Source organism: Neptunomonas qingdaonensis, assembly GCF_900113275.1.
In the GTDB taxonomy this organism is placed as follows: domain Bacteria; phylum Pseudomonadota; class Gammaproteobacteria; order Pseudomonadales; family Balneatricaceae; genus Neptunomonas; species Neptunomonas qingdaonensis.
In genome coordinates this window covers 34,702-52,060 of the sequence record NZ_FOOU01000010.1, presented here as the reverse complement: position 1 = coordinate 52,060, position 17,359 = coordinate 34,702, and the positions used below count along the sequence as shown (strand labels likewise).

Annotated in this window: 16 protein-coding genes; 7 read left to right on the top strand and 9 right to left on the bottom strand. The window is 44.9% G+C overall.

The genetic code is table 11. The features are described 5' to 3' along the window. Window positions 1-14: 14 nt before the first annotated feature. The 4 genes from BM099_RS14055 to ampD all read right to left on the bottom strand — a co-directional run bounded on the left by BM099_RS14055 (window position 15) and on the right by ampD (window position 4,443). On the bottom strand, window positions 15-1,730 hold the full coding sequence (locus BM099_RS14055; RefSeq protein WP_090728762.1) for a PglL family O-oligosaccharyltransferase: 1,716 nt from the start codon (window positions 1,728-1,730) through the stop codon (window positions 15-17). 97 nt (window positions 1,731-1,827) lie between these two features. Beyond that, window positions 1,828-2,877: an ABC transporter ATP-binding protein gene (locus tag BM099_RS14050; RefSeq protein ID WP_090728761.1), complete on the bottom strand. Its 1,050-nt coding sequence runs from the start codon at window positions 2,875-2,877 to the stop codon at window positions 1,828-1,830. 67 nt (window positions 2,878-2,944) lie between these two features. Then, entirely contained in the window at window positions 2,945-3,715 is a 771-nt protein-coding gene (locus BM099_RS14045) for a hypothetical protein (protein ID WP_090728760.1), read from the bottom strand. Beyond that, complete coding sequence (gene ampD / locus BM099_RS14040; protein ID WP_332311455.1) at window positions 3,712-4,443, bottom strand: 1,6-anhydro-N-acetylmuramyl-L-alanine amidase AmpD; 732 nt, start codon at window positions 4,441-4,443, stop codon at window positions 3,712-3,714. The genes BM099_RS14045 and ampD overlap by 4 nt, the downstream gene beginning before the upstream one ends. Window positions 4,444-4,613: 170 nt before the next feature. Here ampD and nadC point away from each other — a divergent pair, with 170 nt between their 5' ends. Together nadC and BM099_RS14030 are read left to right on the top strand one after the other, a co-directional pair. Further along, window positions 4,614-5,468 carry a carboxylating nicotinate-nucleotide diphosphorylase gene (gene nadC / locus BM099_RS14035; RefSeq protein ID WP_090728759.1) on the top strand — a complete coding sequence of 285 codons (855 nt, stop codon included), beginning with the start codon at window positions 4,614-4,616 and terminating at the stop codon, window positions 5,466-5,468. Window positions 5,469-5,510: 42 nt separating this feature from the next. Beyond that, window positions 5,511-5,903, top strand: coding sequence for a 3-phosphoshikimate 1-carboxyvinyltransferase (locus BM099_RS14030; RefSeq protein WP_244889946.1), 393 nt, complete (start codon window positions 5,511-5,513; stop codon window positions 5,901-5,903). A 122-nt stretch (window positions 5,904-6,025) separates the two neighbouring features. Here the strand turns inward: BM099_RS14030 and BM099_RS14025 are convergent, their stop codons facing one another. Beyond that, the gene (locus BM099_RS14025) at window positions 6,026-6,373 is read right to left on the bottom strand and encodes a hypothetical protein (protein ID WP_090728757.1); all 348 of its coding nucleotides are present in this window, start codon (window positions 6,371-6,373) and stop codon (window positions 6,026-6,028) included. Between the two features lie 221 nt (window positions 6,374-6,594). Further along, window positions 6,595-7,023 carry a pilin gene (locus BM099_RS14020; RefSeq protein ID WP_269750489.1) on the bottom strand — a complete coding sequence of 143 codons (429 nt, stop codon included), beginning with the start codon at window positions 7,021-7,023 and terminating at the stop codon, window positions 6,595-6,597. Window positions 7,024-7,361: 338 nt separating this feature from the next. Here BM099_RS14020 and pilB point away from each other — a divergent pair, with 338 nt between their 5' ends. The 5 genes from pilB to yacG all read left to right on the top strand — a co-directional run bounded on the left by pilB (window position 7,362) and on the right by yacG (window position 12,164). Further along, a complete protein-coding gene (gene pilB, locus BM099_RS14015; RefSeq protein ID WP_090728756.1) occupies window positions 7,362-9,074 on the top strand; it encodes a type IV-A pilus assembly ATPase PilB in 1,713 nt (570 codons plus the stop codon). A 24-nt stretch (window positions 9,075-9,098) separates the two neighbouring features. Then, window positions 9,099-10,322 carry a type II secretion system F family protein gene (locus BM099_RS14010; RefSeq protein WP_090728755.1) on the top strand — a complete coding sequence of 408 codons (1,224 nt, stop codon included), beginning with the start codon at window positions 9,099-9,101 and terminating at the stop codon, window positions 10,320-10,322. A 64-nt stretch (window positions 10,323-10,386) separates the two neighbouring features. Then, window positions 10,387-11,283, top strand: a complete 897-nt coding sequence (locus tag BM099_RS14005; protein ID WP_090728754.1) for a prepilin peptidase — start codon at window positions 10,387-10,389, stop codon at window positions 11,281-11,283. A gap of 39 nt (window positions 11,284-11,322) precedes the next feature. After that, a complete protein-coding gene (gene coaE / locus BM099_RS14000; RefSeq protein WP_244889945.1) occupies window positions 11,323-11,949 on the top strand; it encodes a dephospho-CoA kinase in 627 nt (208 codons plus the stop codon). Next, on the top strand, window positions 11,946-12,164 hold the full coding sequence (yacG, locus tag BM099_RS13995) for a DNA gyrase inhibitor YacG (protein WP_090728752.1): 219 nt from the start codon (window positions 11,946-11,948) through the stop codon (window positions 12,162-12,164). The genes coaE and yacG overlap by 4 nt, the downstream gene beginning before the upstream one ends. Here yacG and BM099_RS13990 read toward each other — a convergent pair. The 3 genes from BM099_RS13990 to secA all read right to left on the bottom strand — a co-directional run bounded on the left by BM099_RS13990 (window position 12,145) and on the right by secA (window position 17,232). After that, window positions 12,145-13,101 carry a Nudix family hydrolase gene (locus tag BM099_RS13990; RefSeq protein WP_090728751.1) on the bottom strand — a complete coding sequence of 319 codons (957 nt, stop codon included), beginning with the start codon at window positions 13,099-13,101 and terminating at the stop codon, window positions 12,145-12,147. The genes yacG and BM099_RS13990 overlap by 20 nt on opposite strands. Before the next feature lie 3 nt (window positions 13,102-13,104). Further along, window positions 13,105-14,352, bottom strand: a complete 1,248-nt coding sequence (gene argJ, locus BM099_RS13985; protein WP_090728750.1) for a bifunctional glutamate N-acetyltransferase/amino-acid acetyltransferase ArgJ — start codon at window positions 14,350-14,352, stop codon at window positions 13,105-13,107. A 108-nt stretch (window positions 14,353-14,460) separates the two neighbouring features. Continuing rightward, window positions 14,461-17,232, bottom strand: a complete 2,772-nt coding sequence (gene secA / locus BM099_RS13980; RefSeq protein ID WP_090728749.1) for a preprotein translocase subunit SecA — start codon at window positions 17,230-17,232, stop codon at window positions 14,461-14,463. Window positions 17,233-17,359: the final 127 nt, after the last annotated feature.

Here is a 17,359-nt window from a genome sequence, read left to right as displayed (position 1 = left end):
AATTTCGTAATAAATTAATCAACACTATATTTCTCTTTCACTTCTTTAGCTGTTTTCAATATCAAAGGATGACCGCGATATAGATAAAGGGCGCGATCAATGGTAGCCTGCTCCTTCTCAGAATCACCAAGATAAGCATAGGCACGAATCAGGTCTATAAAAACACCTATATCAGGCACATGCTTGATATACACTTCCAACCACTCAACATATTCTAACGTTACACTGGTCCCCTTCGATAACTTCTCCGCTTCAGAAAAATGAGCTAATAATAAACGCGTTGCTACTTCAGAAAAATAAGGATGTTGTTGAATCGCGTTTAATTCTGCAAGTTTAGCTTTGTCCGAATAAAGCATATGAACAATACGGTTAGAGTAATATAAGGATGTAGTACAAAACCAAAGCACTACAAGCATAAGCATAATTGATAACCCTCTGATTAGCGCCCCTGCTGCAAAGCTCACACGCAAAGGGTAAACCTTACTTCCCGATTGATTAAAAACGACAAACAATAGAAATAAGAACATCACCCAATGATAAGCCGATACATAAAATGGATGTTCAACTTGAGTATGTAGAGCAATAGGGAGCAATAATGCCGCCATCGCTCCTCCGCGCTGCCAGCCTAAACAAATTAGCTGACAAAGCACCGCAACAATTGCAAAAAGAAAAGCCAACAGCCCAACAGCACCACCTTCAATACCCCACAATAGCAACTCGTTATGCGGATGTGAAAACCACAGTCCTAAATTAAAACCATCGGTTTTTAACTGATATTCAGCAGCTTTTTCATGAAACACTTGCTGAAAACTGCCAATCCCATGCCCTAACAACGGCTTATCTTTAATAATCTCCCAACTAATACGATAAACATCTTTACGAATATCCTGCCCTTGCCCACTCAACTGCTCTATTTTCGAATAAGCACGCAGGGCTCCATCATTAATAATAAGCCCTGAACCACCACCTGCGAGTAACACCAGCAGCATTCCTAACGCCCAGCCGCGGCGTAACTTAAGCAGACTAAAGCGCGACAGCAGTATCAATACCAACGCACCACTCCCTCCCAATAGACCGACACGCGAGTCTGAACTCATCAACGCAAAAGTGGACAACAATAAACATATGAGGGGCAGCGATTTAACCCACACAGGCCGTCCACGAAAATCCGGCGAACTTATTAGATAAACCGATAAAGCAATGGCCGTTGCCATAAGGCTAGCCTGAACATTTGGTTGTTGAAACATACCAATAGATATTGGGTCGTAAACATTAGGTATAAAGTTGGATAGAAGAGCCCCTGGTAACAGCTGTATAACACCAACCACAGCATGTAACGACAATGCGCCACACAAAACATACAAGCAGCTGTTAACATCTCGACGAGAAGTTTTAAATTGAAACAAGCCAAAAAACAGCAAAAAACCTAGCAGGATCGCTGATATACGCAACATCCAGGAAAGAGGCTGCTCCATCCCGACAATAAAACCGGTTAACAGAATTAACATCGGCATCGCTAAGATCAAACCAAAGAAAGCAGGCATCCGAATTGTCTGCTGTTGCCACATTCTCCAAACAGCCAGAAGAATCACAAACGCTGTCGCTATCCACACTATTGAATTAAGAGGAATAAATAAACCCTCGCCCCCCATATTCGGATGAAAGTAAAAAGCGGAAAAAAACAATGCGATACAAGCTATAACAAAAGGGGATAAAAATGAGAGACGCAAAAAACACTCCTTACCTCGCAGCCGCACGCTCTGCCCTGGCAACTCACTTGAATTGGATCAACAAGTTAAAATCATAGTCTATAAAATAGATTTTACGTTAGGCGGGAAAAACAATTGGTCGGTGCACCGCGACCTCAATACCGACAACATCTCCGATCTTAAACGGCAGCAACTCTCGCACCAGCGCCGATACCGCTCTGCCAGAATCTAATTGCAGACGATAGCGCGTCGCTTCACCCATAAACTCGCGACTTAACACCTGCGCTTTGGTATGCGCTTCACTGTAAACCACTGGTGAAATATCTGCCGGACGGATGAAAAGCTTAATCGCTTGCTGCGGGCTTAGTGATAACGGTTCGGCGAACTCAAGCAGACCCAGTTCAGTTTCAACACGCGCCTCTGCCAGACAAGTGCCATCAAACAGCTCGCCATCACCGACAAACTTAGCCACCTGCACAGATTCCGGACGGTAATAAAGCGATTCGGCTGTACCCCACTGCTGCAGCTTTCCGTCTGCTAAAATACCCAGCACATCACTGATAACAAACGCCTCTTCCTGATCATGCGTTACCACAACCGCCGCAATTCCCTGCTGTTTGATAATATCCCGCACCTCTAGCGACAGCTCTTTACGCATCTCAGTGTCCAGATTTGAAAAAGGCTCATCCATCAATAATAAACGAGGGCGCGACGCCAATGCTCGCGCCAATGCCACACGCTGCTGCTGCCCACCCGAAAGCTCATGAGGAAAACGTTTTGACAGGTCAGGCAACCTCACCAGCTGTAGCATTGAGAGAACAATCTCATTTTTTTCAGCCCGACTTTTATTCTTAAGCCCAAAAGCGATGTTATCCGCGACGCTCAGATGAGGAAAAAGCGCATAATCCTGAAACACCATGCCCATCTGGCGTTTCTCAGGAGGAAGCGTTGCCGACGTGGATGAGACTTCCTGCCCCTGAATACGAATAGAACCAGCAGCAACCGGATTAAAACCTGCCAGCGCACGCAACAAGGTTGTTTTACCACAACCGCTAGGCCCTAACAGACAGGCTATCTCTCCCTCTCTAATTGAGAAGCTGACACCTTCGACAATCACATGGTTAGCATAGGCACAGGAAAGAGATTCAACCGACAGCAGTGAGGACATTAAAAACAACCAGATATATAAAAATTCAAAAACGTATGATAAATGAAAATAATTATCAGTTATAGCGTTAATACAACGGCGAACTCACACCAAAAATCACACTAAGTCCCATTAGGAGCAACCAGACCAATAACACCCTCTCATGCAGGCTTTTTAAAGAAGTAATACTATATAAAGCCAGCTTTTCATCCTTAGCTATGGCATCACGGGCCGCCGCCACTAAGCCAGCATCGGAAAACCTACCCGATGTAATCACAGGCCATACCGCCACAGAATGACCACAAATATAATAGGTAAAGATCAGCGGAAATTGCAGGGCTCGTCTTAACAGCTTAAAGAAAGCGGGCGTACGTGTGCTGTCATCACTAAAATCAAACACCAGTACGGCAAAAATTAATCCTACAGCCCCCAACATCCAGAACATCAACAAGGGTAAAAAGAAAAGATTAAACATTAAGACAACATACTTATCGAAAACCTCAGCTTCCAACGTCTCATCCGTTTCTATTTCATTTGATGACAAGGCCAAAAAGCCCGAAGCATGCAGATAAGCCGCCTCGACATCCCCTCGCTGTATATACCCAATATACTGATCCAACATCCCCGCAGGGCTTGGCCTGACCACCAGATAAAAAAACAGTAGGCACTGCAAAATTAGCGTCGCTAGCCCATATGCCACACCTGACAAGGTTATCAACACCCACTCTACAGCCAGCGAAAATACACCAGCAATAATAAAGCGCGCTGACCAATGTTGTTCGGAGCTGAATATCGACAACGGTTTGTACTGAGTGAATCTACGTAAAGCTAATACAAACAATATCGCAAGAAACTTCATACCTGCTGCTCCTTAGCATCTGGCAAATTAAGACCTGGCTCATTCAGAGCTGATTCATTAAGGTCCAGGTCATTAAAGCGTGAGTGATGATCATCACAGCTAGTTTCATCAGCAGCGCTAATCAACTGAAAAAAATAAGGCCAATTAAATGATTCTCCCGGATCAGTTTTTCGTCCCGGTGCGATATCAGAGTGCCCGACAATAGAAGATGTTGAGATAGCGGGGTAAGCAACCCGAATAGCAGACGTGACAGCCGCCAGCGCCTGATATTGTTGATAGGTATAGGCAAGATGATCGGTACCTTCCATCTCTATTCCGATCGAGAAATCATTACAATTGACACGCCCGGCAAAACAAGAGGCACCCGCATGCCAGGCGCGCTCATTCAAATTGACGAACTGTATAACCTTACCGCTTCGCGTAACCAGCAGATGCGCCGACACATTTAAGTCCGCTATTTCAGCAAAATAGGGGTGGTCGTTAACAGGCAAAATATTTTGAAAAAAAGCTTCGATATAACCGTTTTCAAACTGCGCTGGGGGCAAACTTATATTATGAATCACCAGCAGATCAATAGCGGTCACTAACATGTCTTGATTAAGTGAGCTTTCATTAGACGCTGGACGTGCGCTGTAATTAGGCAACGGACGCGCATTATAATTAGGCGACGGGCACCATTGGCAGCCGGAGAGTAAGCCATTTTCAATTTTATACGTTGTTTTCAGCACTTAACCTACTCGCCTTGTTAGTATTGGGCTAAAATTGCCAAACGATTAATGACAACATTTTAGCATGCAATGTTTATACAAGCAGTTAGACAACCCTTTATTAAATACTTTAATCAAACCTTTAATAGAACCCTTTAATCAAACCCTTTTAACAAAAAAGCCGGATCACTATGTTAACTATCACTGACCTGAAACCTGTTATACACGCCAATGTTACAGCAGCACTGACAGAAGATGTCGGCAGTGGCGACATTACTGCTCTGTTGATTTGTGAAACAGAGCAAGCAACGGCGCGCGTCATTTCACGCGAATCAGCAGTGATCAGCGGTACCGCATGGGTTGATGAAGTGTTTCGTCAGGTCGACTCTAACATGCAGATCCAATGGCAAATCAAAGATGGCGACCGGGTAAAGCCTGATCAGGTGCTGTTTACTGCTAAAGGGTCAGCACGATCTTTACTCACAGCAGAGCGCTGTGCACTTAATTTTTTACAAACCCTATCCGGCACCGCCACTATCAGCCAACACTACGCGGATAAGGTGGCCAGCACTTCGGTTCGTTTACTCGATACCCGTAAAACCATTCCTGGTTTACGAATGGCACAAAAATATGCCGTCACCTGTGGTGGATGCTACAACCACCGCATTGGTCTTTATGATGCTTTTCTGATTAAAGAGAACCACATCATGGCATGCGGCGGGATTAAACAAGCGATTGAAACCGCCCAGAAAACGGCTCCCGGCAAAAAAGTAGAAGTAGAAGTGGAAACACTGGCACAACTCCAACAAGCGTTAGATGCACATGCCGACATCATTATGCTGGATAATTTTGCGCCAGAAGAGCTACGCGAAGCGGTTGCTATTAATAAAGCACTAGCAAACAGCGCTCAGGCTAAACTGGAAGCCTCTGGCAATATTACCGAAGACACCCTTCTCAATATTGCTCAAACAGGAGTTGATTACATATCGATAGGAGCGCTCACCAAACACTGCCGCGCCATCGATCTATCGATGCGCTTGATCTAACTGAATACTCTAATTAAGAAGCGTCTGAACAAGGGCTATATAGTGCAAAACGATCCTTTTATAGACGGCTTAAAAGATCGCCTACCGGAAGACCTGAAAGAATCCTTCACCCAAGAGCAGCTCGCCGCGCTTAAAATCGCTTTTGGCGCACGCAAGTGGGGACAACACCCTGTTGATCTGCGAGGTACCCTGAAATTCTGGCGCTGGCGCTATTATTTTGTTTTTCTGGCAGGGCGCAACAAACGTGATCTTTCTCGACGCGAACAAGACTTATCACGCATAGCCACCGCCTTCGCTGTGGCTTCGTTTTTGTTATTTGCAACAATCGTAGGACTGATAGTTCTGTATCTGATTAAATCAGCACTGGGGATTGATATATTCCCCAACTACTCACTTGGCTTGTGGGGATGGTTTAAAACCCAGTTCTTAATGTGAGTATATCTTAGCCACCGCCAAGCAGTGGCTGAATTAAATAAGCTGAGAACTCACCCTTTTCAGCTTATGCAAACTTCACTGATGGGCATTCACTTACGGACACTTCTTTTACGAGCATCTCTTTACAGGCACTTAGCTGATCCAAGCAAGCCCCAATCATCAGACTTTTGAATCTTAACCACATCATAAATTTCAATAAGTAATCCTGACACAGGTAAAGAACGCCCCGATAACAATTCACAGGCTTTTTTAGCAGCCTCATCACCGCTAATACCGTTAGCAACGATACCCAATGCGAGAATTTTATCATCACTCCACCACACAGGCCGCGCAGGAAACAACGCATCATCCAACAAGGTTTGCTCAATTTTTGCCTTAACTTCTGGCGGAATGAGTTTTTTGGTTTGGTTGATATAGAGAGTAACTGCTATAGAAGCAGCGATAAGGAGGATAATTATTGTACGCTTCATAGAAAATCAGACCAACCTAACGTGAGTAATCAATAAAAGATAATACTTTGAAGTTAGATAAAAACAAAGAATAAAAGATTCAAAGCTGTTGATAAAAAAGGAAATACTTAATGTATGAGGGTAATCGCTAGGTGGGATATTTCTACTTTGCTAAAGCCAGCGCAGTATTACTTGAGCAAAAAAAACCCGCTATGATGATAGCGGGTTGATAATTATAGCTTTTATCGGCAATTACTTGGAAGGAACGTATCCGCAACTGTACCAGTATTACAAGTCCATGTAACACCACCCGACGCTGCCGTTGGCAGTAAGATTACTGTTGCACCAGATGTTACTTTCCCATTGTATGTTACTGTTATCGCACCAGAGGTACCAACAGCCACAGACGTGACTGCATTTCCATTTATATCTGTTGCTGTTGGAGTGAGTCCTGCACTTGCATTAGTCGTGGGAAAAGTAGCTTGTGAGGAGTAATATTCTGTCACTGCTGTTTTTGCTGCTGCAGCCAACGTCAAGCCTTCAGTAACATGTGCCCTTTTTGTGTAATCCTGATACGCAGGCAATGCAATCGCTGCCAGAATACCGATAATCGCTACTACGATCATCAGCTCGATCAATGTAAAACCCTGTTGTTTTTTCATGTTTCTCATGTGTGCTTCTCCAGCGACTTTTCGAAAATTAAAAGTAATATTTAAATTGGTGAATCCGTATTTCCTTGTATCGGTACCTTGTGTAAGAAGTACTTACAGACCAGTGTAGACTAGCTTTTTGTAATTTCCACAGAGGCAATTAAAAATTTGTTAAATCTAATATAAAAAAATTTATCCTTTATATAGTATTTGTGTTTGTGCTGTTGCGGCCAAGATTTTAGCCTATAATTATTAATGACTTGTGAATCGGATCATCTTTGGAAAAAGACAGACAAAGACAAAGGCTCACAAAGTGACGTAACAGTTTACCAAAGAGCAATTTTCAAAAAGGAGAGTACATGCAGGTCCAGCAACCTTTAAGCGGCCTAGCCAGAAGACTGGTTAAAGACGGCGTATTCTCTGCGGATGTAGCCCGTAATGCGATTGAAAAAGCGCGTGCCTCTCAAAAACCTTTTATCAGCCACATCATTGATGAACGTTTGGTAAGTGCACATCGTGCCGCCAGCGCAGCTTCAGATGAATTTGGTTTACCTTTGCTGGATCTCAACTGTGTCAATACTGATACCATCCCACAGGGGCTGGTATCCGACAATTTAATCTCCAAGCACCACGCTATTCCCCTAGTTAAAAGAGACAACCGGCTCTATATCGCGCTGGCAGACCCTACCAACATTCAGGCACTGGATGAATTTAAATTTCATACAGGAATTACCACTGAAGGTGTCATAGTTGAGGAAGATAAACTCAAACAGTTTATCGAGGCGTTCCTTGATGGACAGGGATCAGCGCTTGAAGAGCTCGAGGACACCGATCTAGACTCTCTGGAAATTGACGACGGTAGCGCCAAGGAAGAGGAAGAGCAAAGCAGTGAAGATGCCTCCAAAGATGCTCCCATTGTGCGCTTTGTAAACAAAATCTTACTCGACTGCATCAAAAAAGGCGCATCCGATATTCACTTTGAGCCTTATGAAAAAAGCTACCGTATCCGCAGCCGTATAGATGGTATCTTGCAGGAAATTGCCAAACCACCTAACAACCTTGCCAAACGCTTATCGGCGCGCTTAAAAGTCATGTCACAGATGGACATCTCTGAGAGACGTATGCCACAAGATGGCCGTATCAAGATGAAGATATCTAAAAACCGCGCCATTGATTTCCGTGTTAACACGCTCCCTACCCTCTGGGGTGAAAAAATAGTACTGCGTATTCTCGATCCTTCCAGTGCCAAAATGGGGGTTGATGCACTCGGCTTTAGCCAGGTGCAGAATGATCTGTACATGAGCACTTTACACAAACCACAAGGAATGATCCTGGTTACCGGCCCTACCGGTAGTGGTAAAACGGTAACGCTGTATACAGGCCTCAATATACTTAACACACCTGAATTGAATATTTCTACCGCGGAAGATCCTGTTGAGATAAACCTTGAAGGAATTAACCAGGTGCATGTAAATGCCAAAGTCGGTTTAACCTTTGCCGAAGCGTTACGCTCCTTCCTGCGACAGGATCCGGATGTGGTCATGGTCGGGGAGATTCGCGATCTTGAAACCGCTGAAATCGCAGTAAAAGCCGCGCAAACCGGCCATATGGTGCTGTCTACACTTCACACAAACAGCGCGCCGGAAACGCTCACCCGATTACGCAATATGGGTGTCGCGTCGTTCAACGTGGCTACTTCTGTCAGCTTAATTATTGCTCAACGCTTGGCACGCCGTTTATGCGAGCCTTGTAAACGCGCTTCGTCTGTACCAGAAGCAGCATTAATGGAAGAAGGGTTTACCCCTGAACAAATGCACAATATGACGCTGTATGAAGCCAATCCTGACGGCTGCGCTAAGTGCACACGTGGATATAAAGGCCGCGTAGGTATTTATGAGATGCTACCTATGACCCCTGAAATAGCAGAAGTGATTATGAATAATGGCTCCTCTATCGATATTATCCGTATTGCCCGCGAACAAGGATTCAGACCACTTCGCCAAACCGGACTGGATAAGGTGGCTCAAGGCCTCACCAGCCTGGAAGAGATGAACCGAGTTATTAAAACCTGATAGCAGAAAAAGGAACAGATAAAGATGGCAGCCAAACAAAAAAAATCCGTTACTTATAGCTGGCAGGGCAAAGACAAAAGCGGCAATATAAGTAAAGGTAAAATTGATGCGACCGATATAGCAACTGCAAAGGCACTGCTGCGCAAACAAGGCATTCTACCAAAAAAGGTGGCTAAGGAATCCTCAGGATCCCTGTTTAGTGATAAAAGCAAACCCATAAAACCCTTAGATATTGCCTATTTCACCCGACAAATTGCCACCATGATGCGCGCGGGTGTACCTCTTCTGCAGGGGATGGATATTGTCGCTAACGGCGTTGAAAAAACCAAAGTCAAAGAACTGATTCACGACATTCGCGCGTCCGTGAATGGCGGTCAGGACTTTGCAGCATCACTAGCCGACCACCCTAAATACTTTGATGAACTTTATTGCAGCCTGGTAAGCGCCGGCGAACAATCCGGTGCCCTGGAAACCATGCTTGACCGTATTGCTACTTATAAAGAAAAAGTGGAATCATTAAAGAAAAAGATTAAAAAAGCGATGACCTACCCAGCCGCGGTGTTAGTAGTCGGTATTATTGTTTCCGCTATTCTGCTGGTCAAAGTAGTGCCTCAATTCGAAAGTGTCTTCTCAAGCTTTGGAGCTGAACTACCTGCGTTTACACAATTTGTAGTTGGACTGTCAGAGTTCGCTCAAACCTATTGGTTTATTGCACTAATTGGCATAATGCTAATCGGTTTTTCTTTTGTCAAAATGAAAGAAAAGTCTCAAAAATTTGCCGACTTTATTGATAGAGCGGTACTCAAACTACCTGTGTTAGGTGAAATATTACACAAAGCAGCCATTGCTCGTTTCGCGCGAACATTATCAACCACCTTTGCTGCCGGTGTCCCGCTGGTGAATGCCTTAGATTCAGCCTCCGGTGCAGCCGGAAACGTTGTTTATCGCACCGCCATTATTCAAATCCGTAACGGTGTTTCTACCGGCCAATCCTTACAAAACGCAGTCACTATGACAGGTGTGTTTCCCAACATGGCGATACAGATGATCGCTATTGGCGAGGAAGCAGGCTCTTTGGATGGGATGCTCGACAAGGTCGCCAGCTTCTATGAAGAGGAAGTCGATAATGCAGTGGACAACCTTTCCAGCCTGATGGAACCGATGATTATGGCCGTGCTGGGCATTTTAGTAGGCGGCTTGGTTATCGCCATGTATCTGCCGATCTTCCAGCTAGGTAATGTCGTGTAGCCTTTCAGTTACGTAGGCATTGATTATGCCTTTATATATTATTTAGTTTGGTGAAAAAGACAAGATGACGCCCTTGATAACCTGGCTTAGTGCTGAACCGCTATATGCGGCAATGTTTACCTTTGTTTTCGCTTTATTAGTCGGCAGCTTTTTAAATGTCGTGATCTACCGAATCCCGGTGATGATGGAGCGCGAATGGCAAGCAAGCCTGGTAGAAGAAGCGTTACCCGATAGCCAATCAGATGATATCAATAGCACGGATAAAAAGGACTCTAAGGAAACCTTCAATCTGGCCACGCCGGCATCCACCTGCCCCAGTTGCCAACATAAGATCCGCTGGTATGAAAACATCCCTGTTGTTAGTTATCTGTTTTTACGCGGCCAATGTTCACACTGTAAAACCTCTATATCGTTACGATACCCTTTGATTGAACTGTTAACCGCACTATTGAGTGTTGTTGCTGTATACCAGTTTGGTTTCAATGCTTATGGATTAGCCGCCGTATTTTTCACCTGGAGCTTAGTGGCATTAACCTTTATTGATATTGACCATCAACTGCTACCCGACAGAATAGTACTGCCACTCTTATGGCTGGGCCTGCTGATCAACTCTCAGGATAGCTTCACATCATTGTCTTCCGCCGTGTGGGGAGCCGCTCTCGGATATCTGATCCTCTGGTCTATTTACTGGTTATTTAAACTTCTCACGGGTAAAGAAGGCATGGGCTATGGTGACTTCAAACTCCTGGCGGCACTGGGAGCCTGGTGTGGTGCCACGGCCTTGCCTTTAATCATTTTACTCTCTTCAGTCACCGGTGTTATTCTGGCGGTTATCCTGATGTTATCGAGAAAACACGAAGTTCAAAACCCACTCCCCTTCGGGCCTTATTTAGCGATTGCCGGTTGGATAGCGCTACTCTGGGGTGATCAGATAACAGCAGCCTATCTTTTGATGTTATAGTGAATATTGGTTTTTCTGAAAATTTTGAAACATCATTAAGTGAGTTTTATTATGTTGGTGGTTGGTTTAACGGGTGGAATTGGTAGCGGGAAAAGTGCGGCTTCAGCGCAGTTTGAAGCACTGGGCAGGCCCATTATTGATGCTGATATTATTGCGCGTGAAGTCGTGGAACCAGGCGAAGCGGCATTAACCAGGATTGTTGAGCACTTTGGCCCGGCTATATTATCCGATAATGGAAGCTTAGATCGCGCTCACTTAAGAGAAACCGTGTTTTCAGACACCAAATCCCGTGAATGGCTGGAACAATTACTACATCCTATTATCCGCCACCGCATTATGGATAAAATAGACAGTTACCAAGGCATGTCACCCTTTATCATTCTTGCCTCTCCTCTGCTACTGGAAACAGATCAGCATAAAATGGTTGATCATGTCGTTGTTATTGATCTGCCTGAAAATCTACAGGTTGAACGTGCGGCTTCTCGCGATGCTAATAACGAAGAGCAGATCAAACGTATTATGGCAGCTCAACTTAGCCGACAAGCACGCCTTGATCTTGCCGATAGCGTGTTAGAAAACGGCAGCACCTTAGACAACCTGAAAAATCAGATAAAACTATTGGATATAAAATTACGTGAATTGGCTGTTAACGAGTACCGCGTATGAAGAAGATTAAATGTCCGCAATGTGGCGGGCCATCCATTTGGGATGCAAAGAATGAATCCCGGCCTTTCTGCAGTGAGCGCTGTAAATTGATTGATTTAGGTGCGTGGGCCAGCGAAGAGTATCAAATACCCGCTTCACCCTCCGTAGATGATCTGGATGAGTATAGCGAAGGTGATTTCATCCAAAACTCTTTACCTAAGTCCACCAGGCATTAATAGCCGCGATACCGTGCGCCCCAATGTTAAACGCACGCGATAAATCATCTGCGTGCATTCCTCCCAATAACAATACCGGCAGTGCGGTTTCTGAAATCAATTTTTCAGTCTCGAGCCAGCCGATGGCTGGTGTCTCGGGGTGGCTGCCCGTCGCATTCACAGGAGATAGAGTCACGTAATCGCACTTCAGTGCTGCCGCTTGATTCAATTCTTCAAGAGAATGACATGAGGCACCCAAAAAGCGCCCGGTAAATTCTTCTCTGCATGTAAGCGACATTAAACGCGCTGATGTCAAATGCAGTCCATCCGCATTCAAGCGATTTGCCAGTTCAACCGAACAGTTTAATGTCAGCAATGCACTCTTACTAACATGATCTTTTATAGCGGCTTTTATATCAGCACTGATAGCCACTGCCCAATGGCAATAATCCTCGTCTGATAACTGTTTTTGCCTCAACATAACCCACGTTAGGTCATGTTTACCCATAGCTACTTTGATACCTTCAAGACACTCTGATAAAGACTCACAGGCTGGCGTTATCAACACTTTCTCTGGCAAGAGAACAGCATTCAGGATGGGCTTATTTGCCGCAGGAAAAGAGTAGGAATCCAGTTCGTTAACCGGTACCCAGCAGGCTTCCTGCCCTTCTTTACCCCAGGCTGTCCCGGTAAAAGCAGTCACTCGAAACACATCTAAAAACACAGATTTATCGGCGTAATGATAAGGAACCTGAATCAGAGGATGACTCTCGGTTACCTGAATTCCGACTTCTTCATCAAGCTCGCGAATCAAAGCGGTTGTGGGCGATTCTCCCGATTCAACCTTTCCCCCGGGGAACTCCCACAATCCGCCCTGATGTTTATCATCAGGACGTTTTGCGAGGAAAATATTACCCAAGCCGTCTTCTATAACCGCCGCCGCGACATGAATTATCATCTATTAACTACGGTAGTCTGCGTTAATAGTGACGTACTCAGTTGAGAGGTCGGTGGTCCATACTGTTTCGTTGATCGTGCCACGATTTAGTACAATTTTAATCAGGATATTTTCCTGACTCATGACCTTTTTTCCGGCTTCTTCTGTATAACTATCAGCTCGCCCACCCTTTTCAACGATACACACTTCATCAAGATAGATTTGCAAATTATCCAGCTGCAGGTTTTCAATACCAGCCCTTCCGACTGCTGCCAGGATACGCCCCCAGTTCGGGTCACTGGCAAACAGTGCGGTTTTCACCAGCGGCGAATGTGCGACGGTATAAGCAGTTGCCAATGCTTCTTGCTGTGATGCAGCCTGTTCGACCCGAATGGTTACCAGCTTAGTAGCGCCCTCACCGTCTTTAACAATGGCCAATGACAATTCCAGCATCACCTGATGCAAAGCGTCTTTGAACAAGCGATATAGGGTGTCATTCTCTTTTGTAACCTCTGCGCCTGACTTTCCAGTCGCAATCAGCATACAAGAATCATTCGTCGAGGTATCACCATCAATGGTAATGCGATTGAAGGTTAAATCTGCCGCTTCAGTTAACAGCGCCTGAAGCAGATCCGCACTCACAGCGGCATCTGTTGCCACAAAACCCAGCATGGTCGCCATATTAGGCATAATCATGCCTGCGCCTTTGGAGATACCGGTTACCGTGATGGTTTTACCTTCATAAACAAACTGAACACAGGCCCCTTTAGGGCGTGTATCTGTCGTCATGATTCCTTCTGCCGCTTCTGCCCAGCGGTTTTCATCCAGACTCTCTAATGCATCAGGCAAAACGGCAACGATTTTTTCAACAGGCAACGGCTCACCGATAACACCGGTAGAGAACGGTAAGATGTCTTCTTTCTTCACCTTAAGCTCAGTACTCTCAGCATTAGCCGTGGTAGCGACTTCGGCCAGCGCTTTACAACAAGCATAAGCATTCTTCATGCCTTTCTCGCCCGTGCCTGCATTCGCGTTACCCGTATTAATCAATAGGTAACGATTTTTTCCCTGCTGTAAGTGCGCTTTAGAAACAATAACCGGCGCTGCACAAAATGCATTTTTGGTAAAAACGCCAGCGAGTGTTGCCTTCTTAGCGATTTCGATAACAACCACATCCTTGCGGCCAGGTTTTTTAATGCCAGCAGAAGCGATACCCAAACGCACACCGCTTACAGGATGAAGTATTGGTAATGTTGCCGGACCTACTGCCATGTTATTTTCCTCTCAAAGAAACTCTTAACAAAACTCTTAACAAAACTCTTAACAAAACAAAGAAAGCAGCCAAAGCTGCTTTCAAATATTAACTGTTATGAATAGTGATCACTTATTTAATTGCCCGTGACACTGCTTGTATTTTTTACCAGAACCACACGGACACGGCTCATTTCTGCCAACCTTGGGCTGGTCTCTGACGAATGTTTCCTGCGGAGGCATGACCCTGTCATCTGGATTTCTATCTGCATCGGCGGCTTTACCTTCATTTACCTCATCGGCAAAGCTAGTATTGCTTTGATGCTCAAAATTCATCTGCTGTTGTTCTAATTGCTCGCGACGTTGCTGTTCAACGGCCTCAACCTCTTCAGGCATTTGCACCTGAACATGGCTAAGGATTTTAATAACATCGCGCTTAATATTTTCAAGCAGTTCCTGAAACAGTGCAAACGACTCGCGCTTATATTCCTGTTTAGGATTTTTTTGTGCATAACCCCGTAAATGAATACCCTGACGCAAATGATCCATGGTTTGCAGATGCTCTTTCCATAACGTATCAAGCACCTGAAGCATAACCTGCTTCTCAAATAAACGGATACTCTTCTCACCAGCAATAGTCGCTTTAACCTCGTAAGCTCCCGTAATTTCCGCCTGAATTTTCTCCCGCAACGTTTCTTCATGAAGCGAACTATCTTCATCAAGCCATTGCTGAACCGGCAGAGCCAAAGAGAATTCCGCTTCTAAAGCACGCTCTAATCCTGCAATATCCCACTGTTCAGCCAGACTCTGTGGAGGTATATGGTTACTAATAGAGTTGTCGATTACCTCTTGGCGTACCGCGGCAATAGTGTCAGAAATATCATCAGCGGCCATCAGCTCATTACGCTGATTGTAAATAACGGTACGCTGATCATTGGCCACGTCATCATATTCCAATAATGACTTACGGATATCAAAGTTACGCCCTTCCACTTTACGCTGAGCTTTTTCAATCGCGTTGGACACCATTTTATGCTCAATCGCTTCGCCTTTCTCCATACCCAGCGCTTGCATAAAGCCACGCACACGGTCAGAAGCAAAGATACGCATCAAATCATCTTCCAATGATAAGAAGAAGCGTGATGAACCAGGGTCACCCTGTCGACCTGAACGACCACGTAACTGATTATCGATACGACGAGACTCATGACGCTCAGTACCAATGATATGCAAGCCACCCGCTGCTAATACTGTTTCATGACGAGCCTGCCAATCTTCCTTAGCGGCTTTGAGATCGTCCTCTGTCGGATTAACCAGATCTTCCAGTTCAGCTTCCAGATTACCACCGAGCTTAATATCCGTTCCACGTCCGGCCATGTTAGTGGCGATGGTCACCGCGCCAGGTCGTCCGGCTTCAGTAATGATTGTCGCTTCACGCTCATGGTTTTTCGCGTTCAGCACATTGTGCTCAACATTGGCTTTATTAAGGTAGTTAGAGATCAGTTCAGAAGACTCTACCGATGCGGTACCGACCAGTACAGGTTGACCTCGTTCACGACAGTCGCGAATCTCTTTAATAATCGCGTCATATTTTTCTTCCATAGTGAGGAAGATAATGTCGTTTGAATCAATTCGCGCTACCGGCTGGTTCGTTGGAATGACCAATACATCCAAACCATAAGTCTGACGCAACTCAAATGCTTCAGTATCCGCTGTTCCTGTCATACCGGATAACTTCTGATAAAGACGGAAGTAGTTCTGAAATGTGGTCGATGCCAGCGTCTGACTTTCCAACTGAATAGGCACGCCTTCTTTCGCTTCAACAGCCTGATGCAAACCTTCTGACCAACGACGACCTGGCATGATACGCCCGGTATGCTCATCGACAATAACGACCTGGCCATCCTGGATAATGTAATCTTTGTCACGAATAAAAAGATTATGTGCACGAAGGGCCGCTAATACATGATGCAGGCGATTAAGGTTATGTGGCGCATATAAACTCTCACCTTCTGCCAGGATACCTTCTTTAGTCAACAACTCTTCAATGACCTGATGACCCGCCTCCGTCAACTCGACAGTACGGTTTTTCTCATCAACAACAAAGTGCTCATGAATATTTTGTTCAGTGTCTTTGGGATCTATTTCGCCATCAAAGCGCGTCAGGTGAGGCATCAGGAGATTGACTTTCTGGTACATAGCGGAGCTGTCTTCAGCCGGGCCAGAAATAATCAAAGGTGTTCGGGCTTCATCAATCAGAATCGAATCGACTTCATCGACCACCGCGTAATGAAAATCTCTTTGTACTTTCTCAGCGAGACTGAATGCCATGTTGTCACGCAGATAATCAAAACCAAATTCGTTGTTAGTACCATAGGTAATATCTGCGGCATACGCTGCACGTTTAACTTCAGGGTCCTGACGTGATAAAACAACACCCACCGTTAACCCCAAAGCTTCATACAAGGGCCGCATCCATTCAGCATCGCGGCTTGCCAGATAATCGTTTACCGTTACCAGGTGAACCCCTTTGCCTTCCAGCGCATTCAGGTAAACAGCCAAGGTCGCTACCAGCGTTTTACCTTCACCTGTACGCATCTCTGCGACATTACCTTCATGCAGCGTAATACCCCCGATTAACTGCACATCAAAGTGACGCAAACCCATGGAGCGTTTAGATGCCTCACGAACTAACGCAAACGATTCAGGAAGAATCGTTTCAAGGGTAGTGCCATTAGCGACTTGCTGTTTGAAATCTTCTGTTTTGGCTATTATTTCAGCATCTGACAGTTTTTCGATCTCTTCTTCAAACGCATTGATCAGCTTAACCAGCTTACCCATACGCTTTAACTCTCGATCGTTTTTATTACCAAAGACTTTTTTAAACAATGAGGTCAGCATATATAAATTATCTTTCCGTAGGTTCCAGAAGCGAAAGCGTCTGCACTTTTGTTATTAAGGTATGATTATAAAGGTAAATAGTAAAATCAATACTCTGTTTTATTAGGGCTATATTAAGAATTTCAAC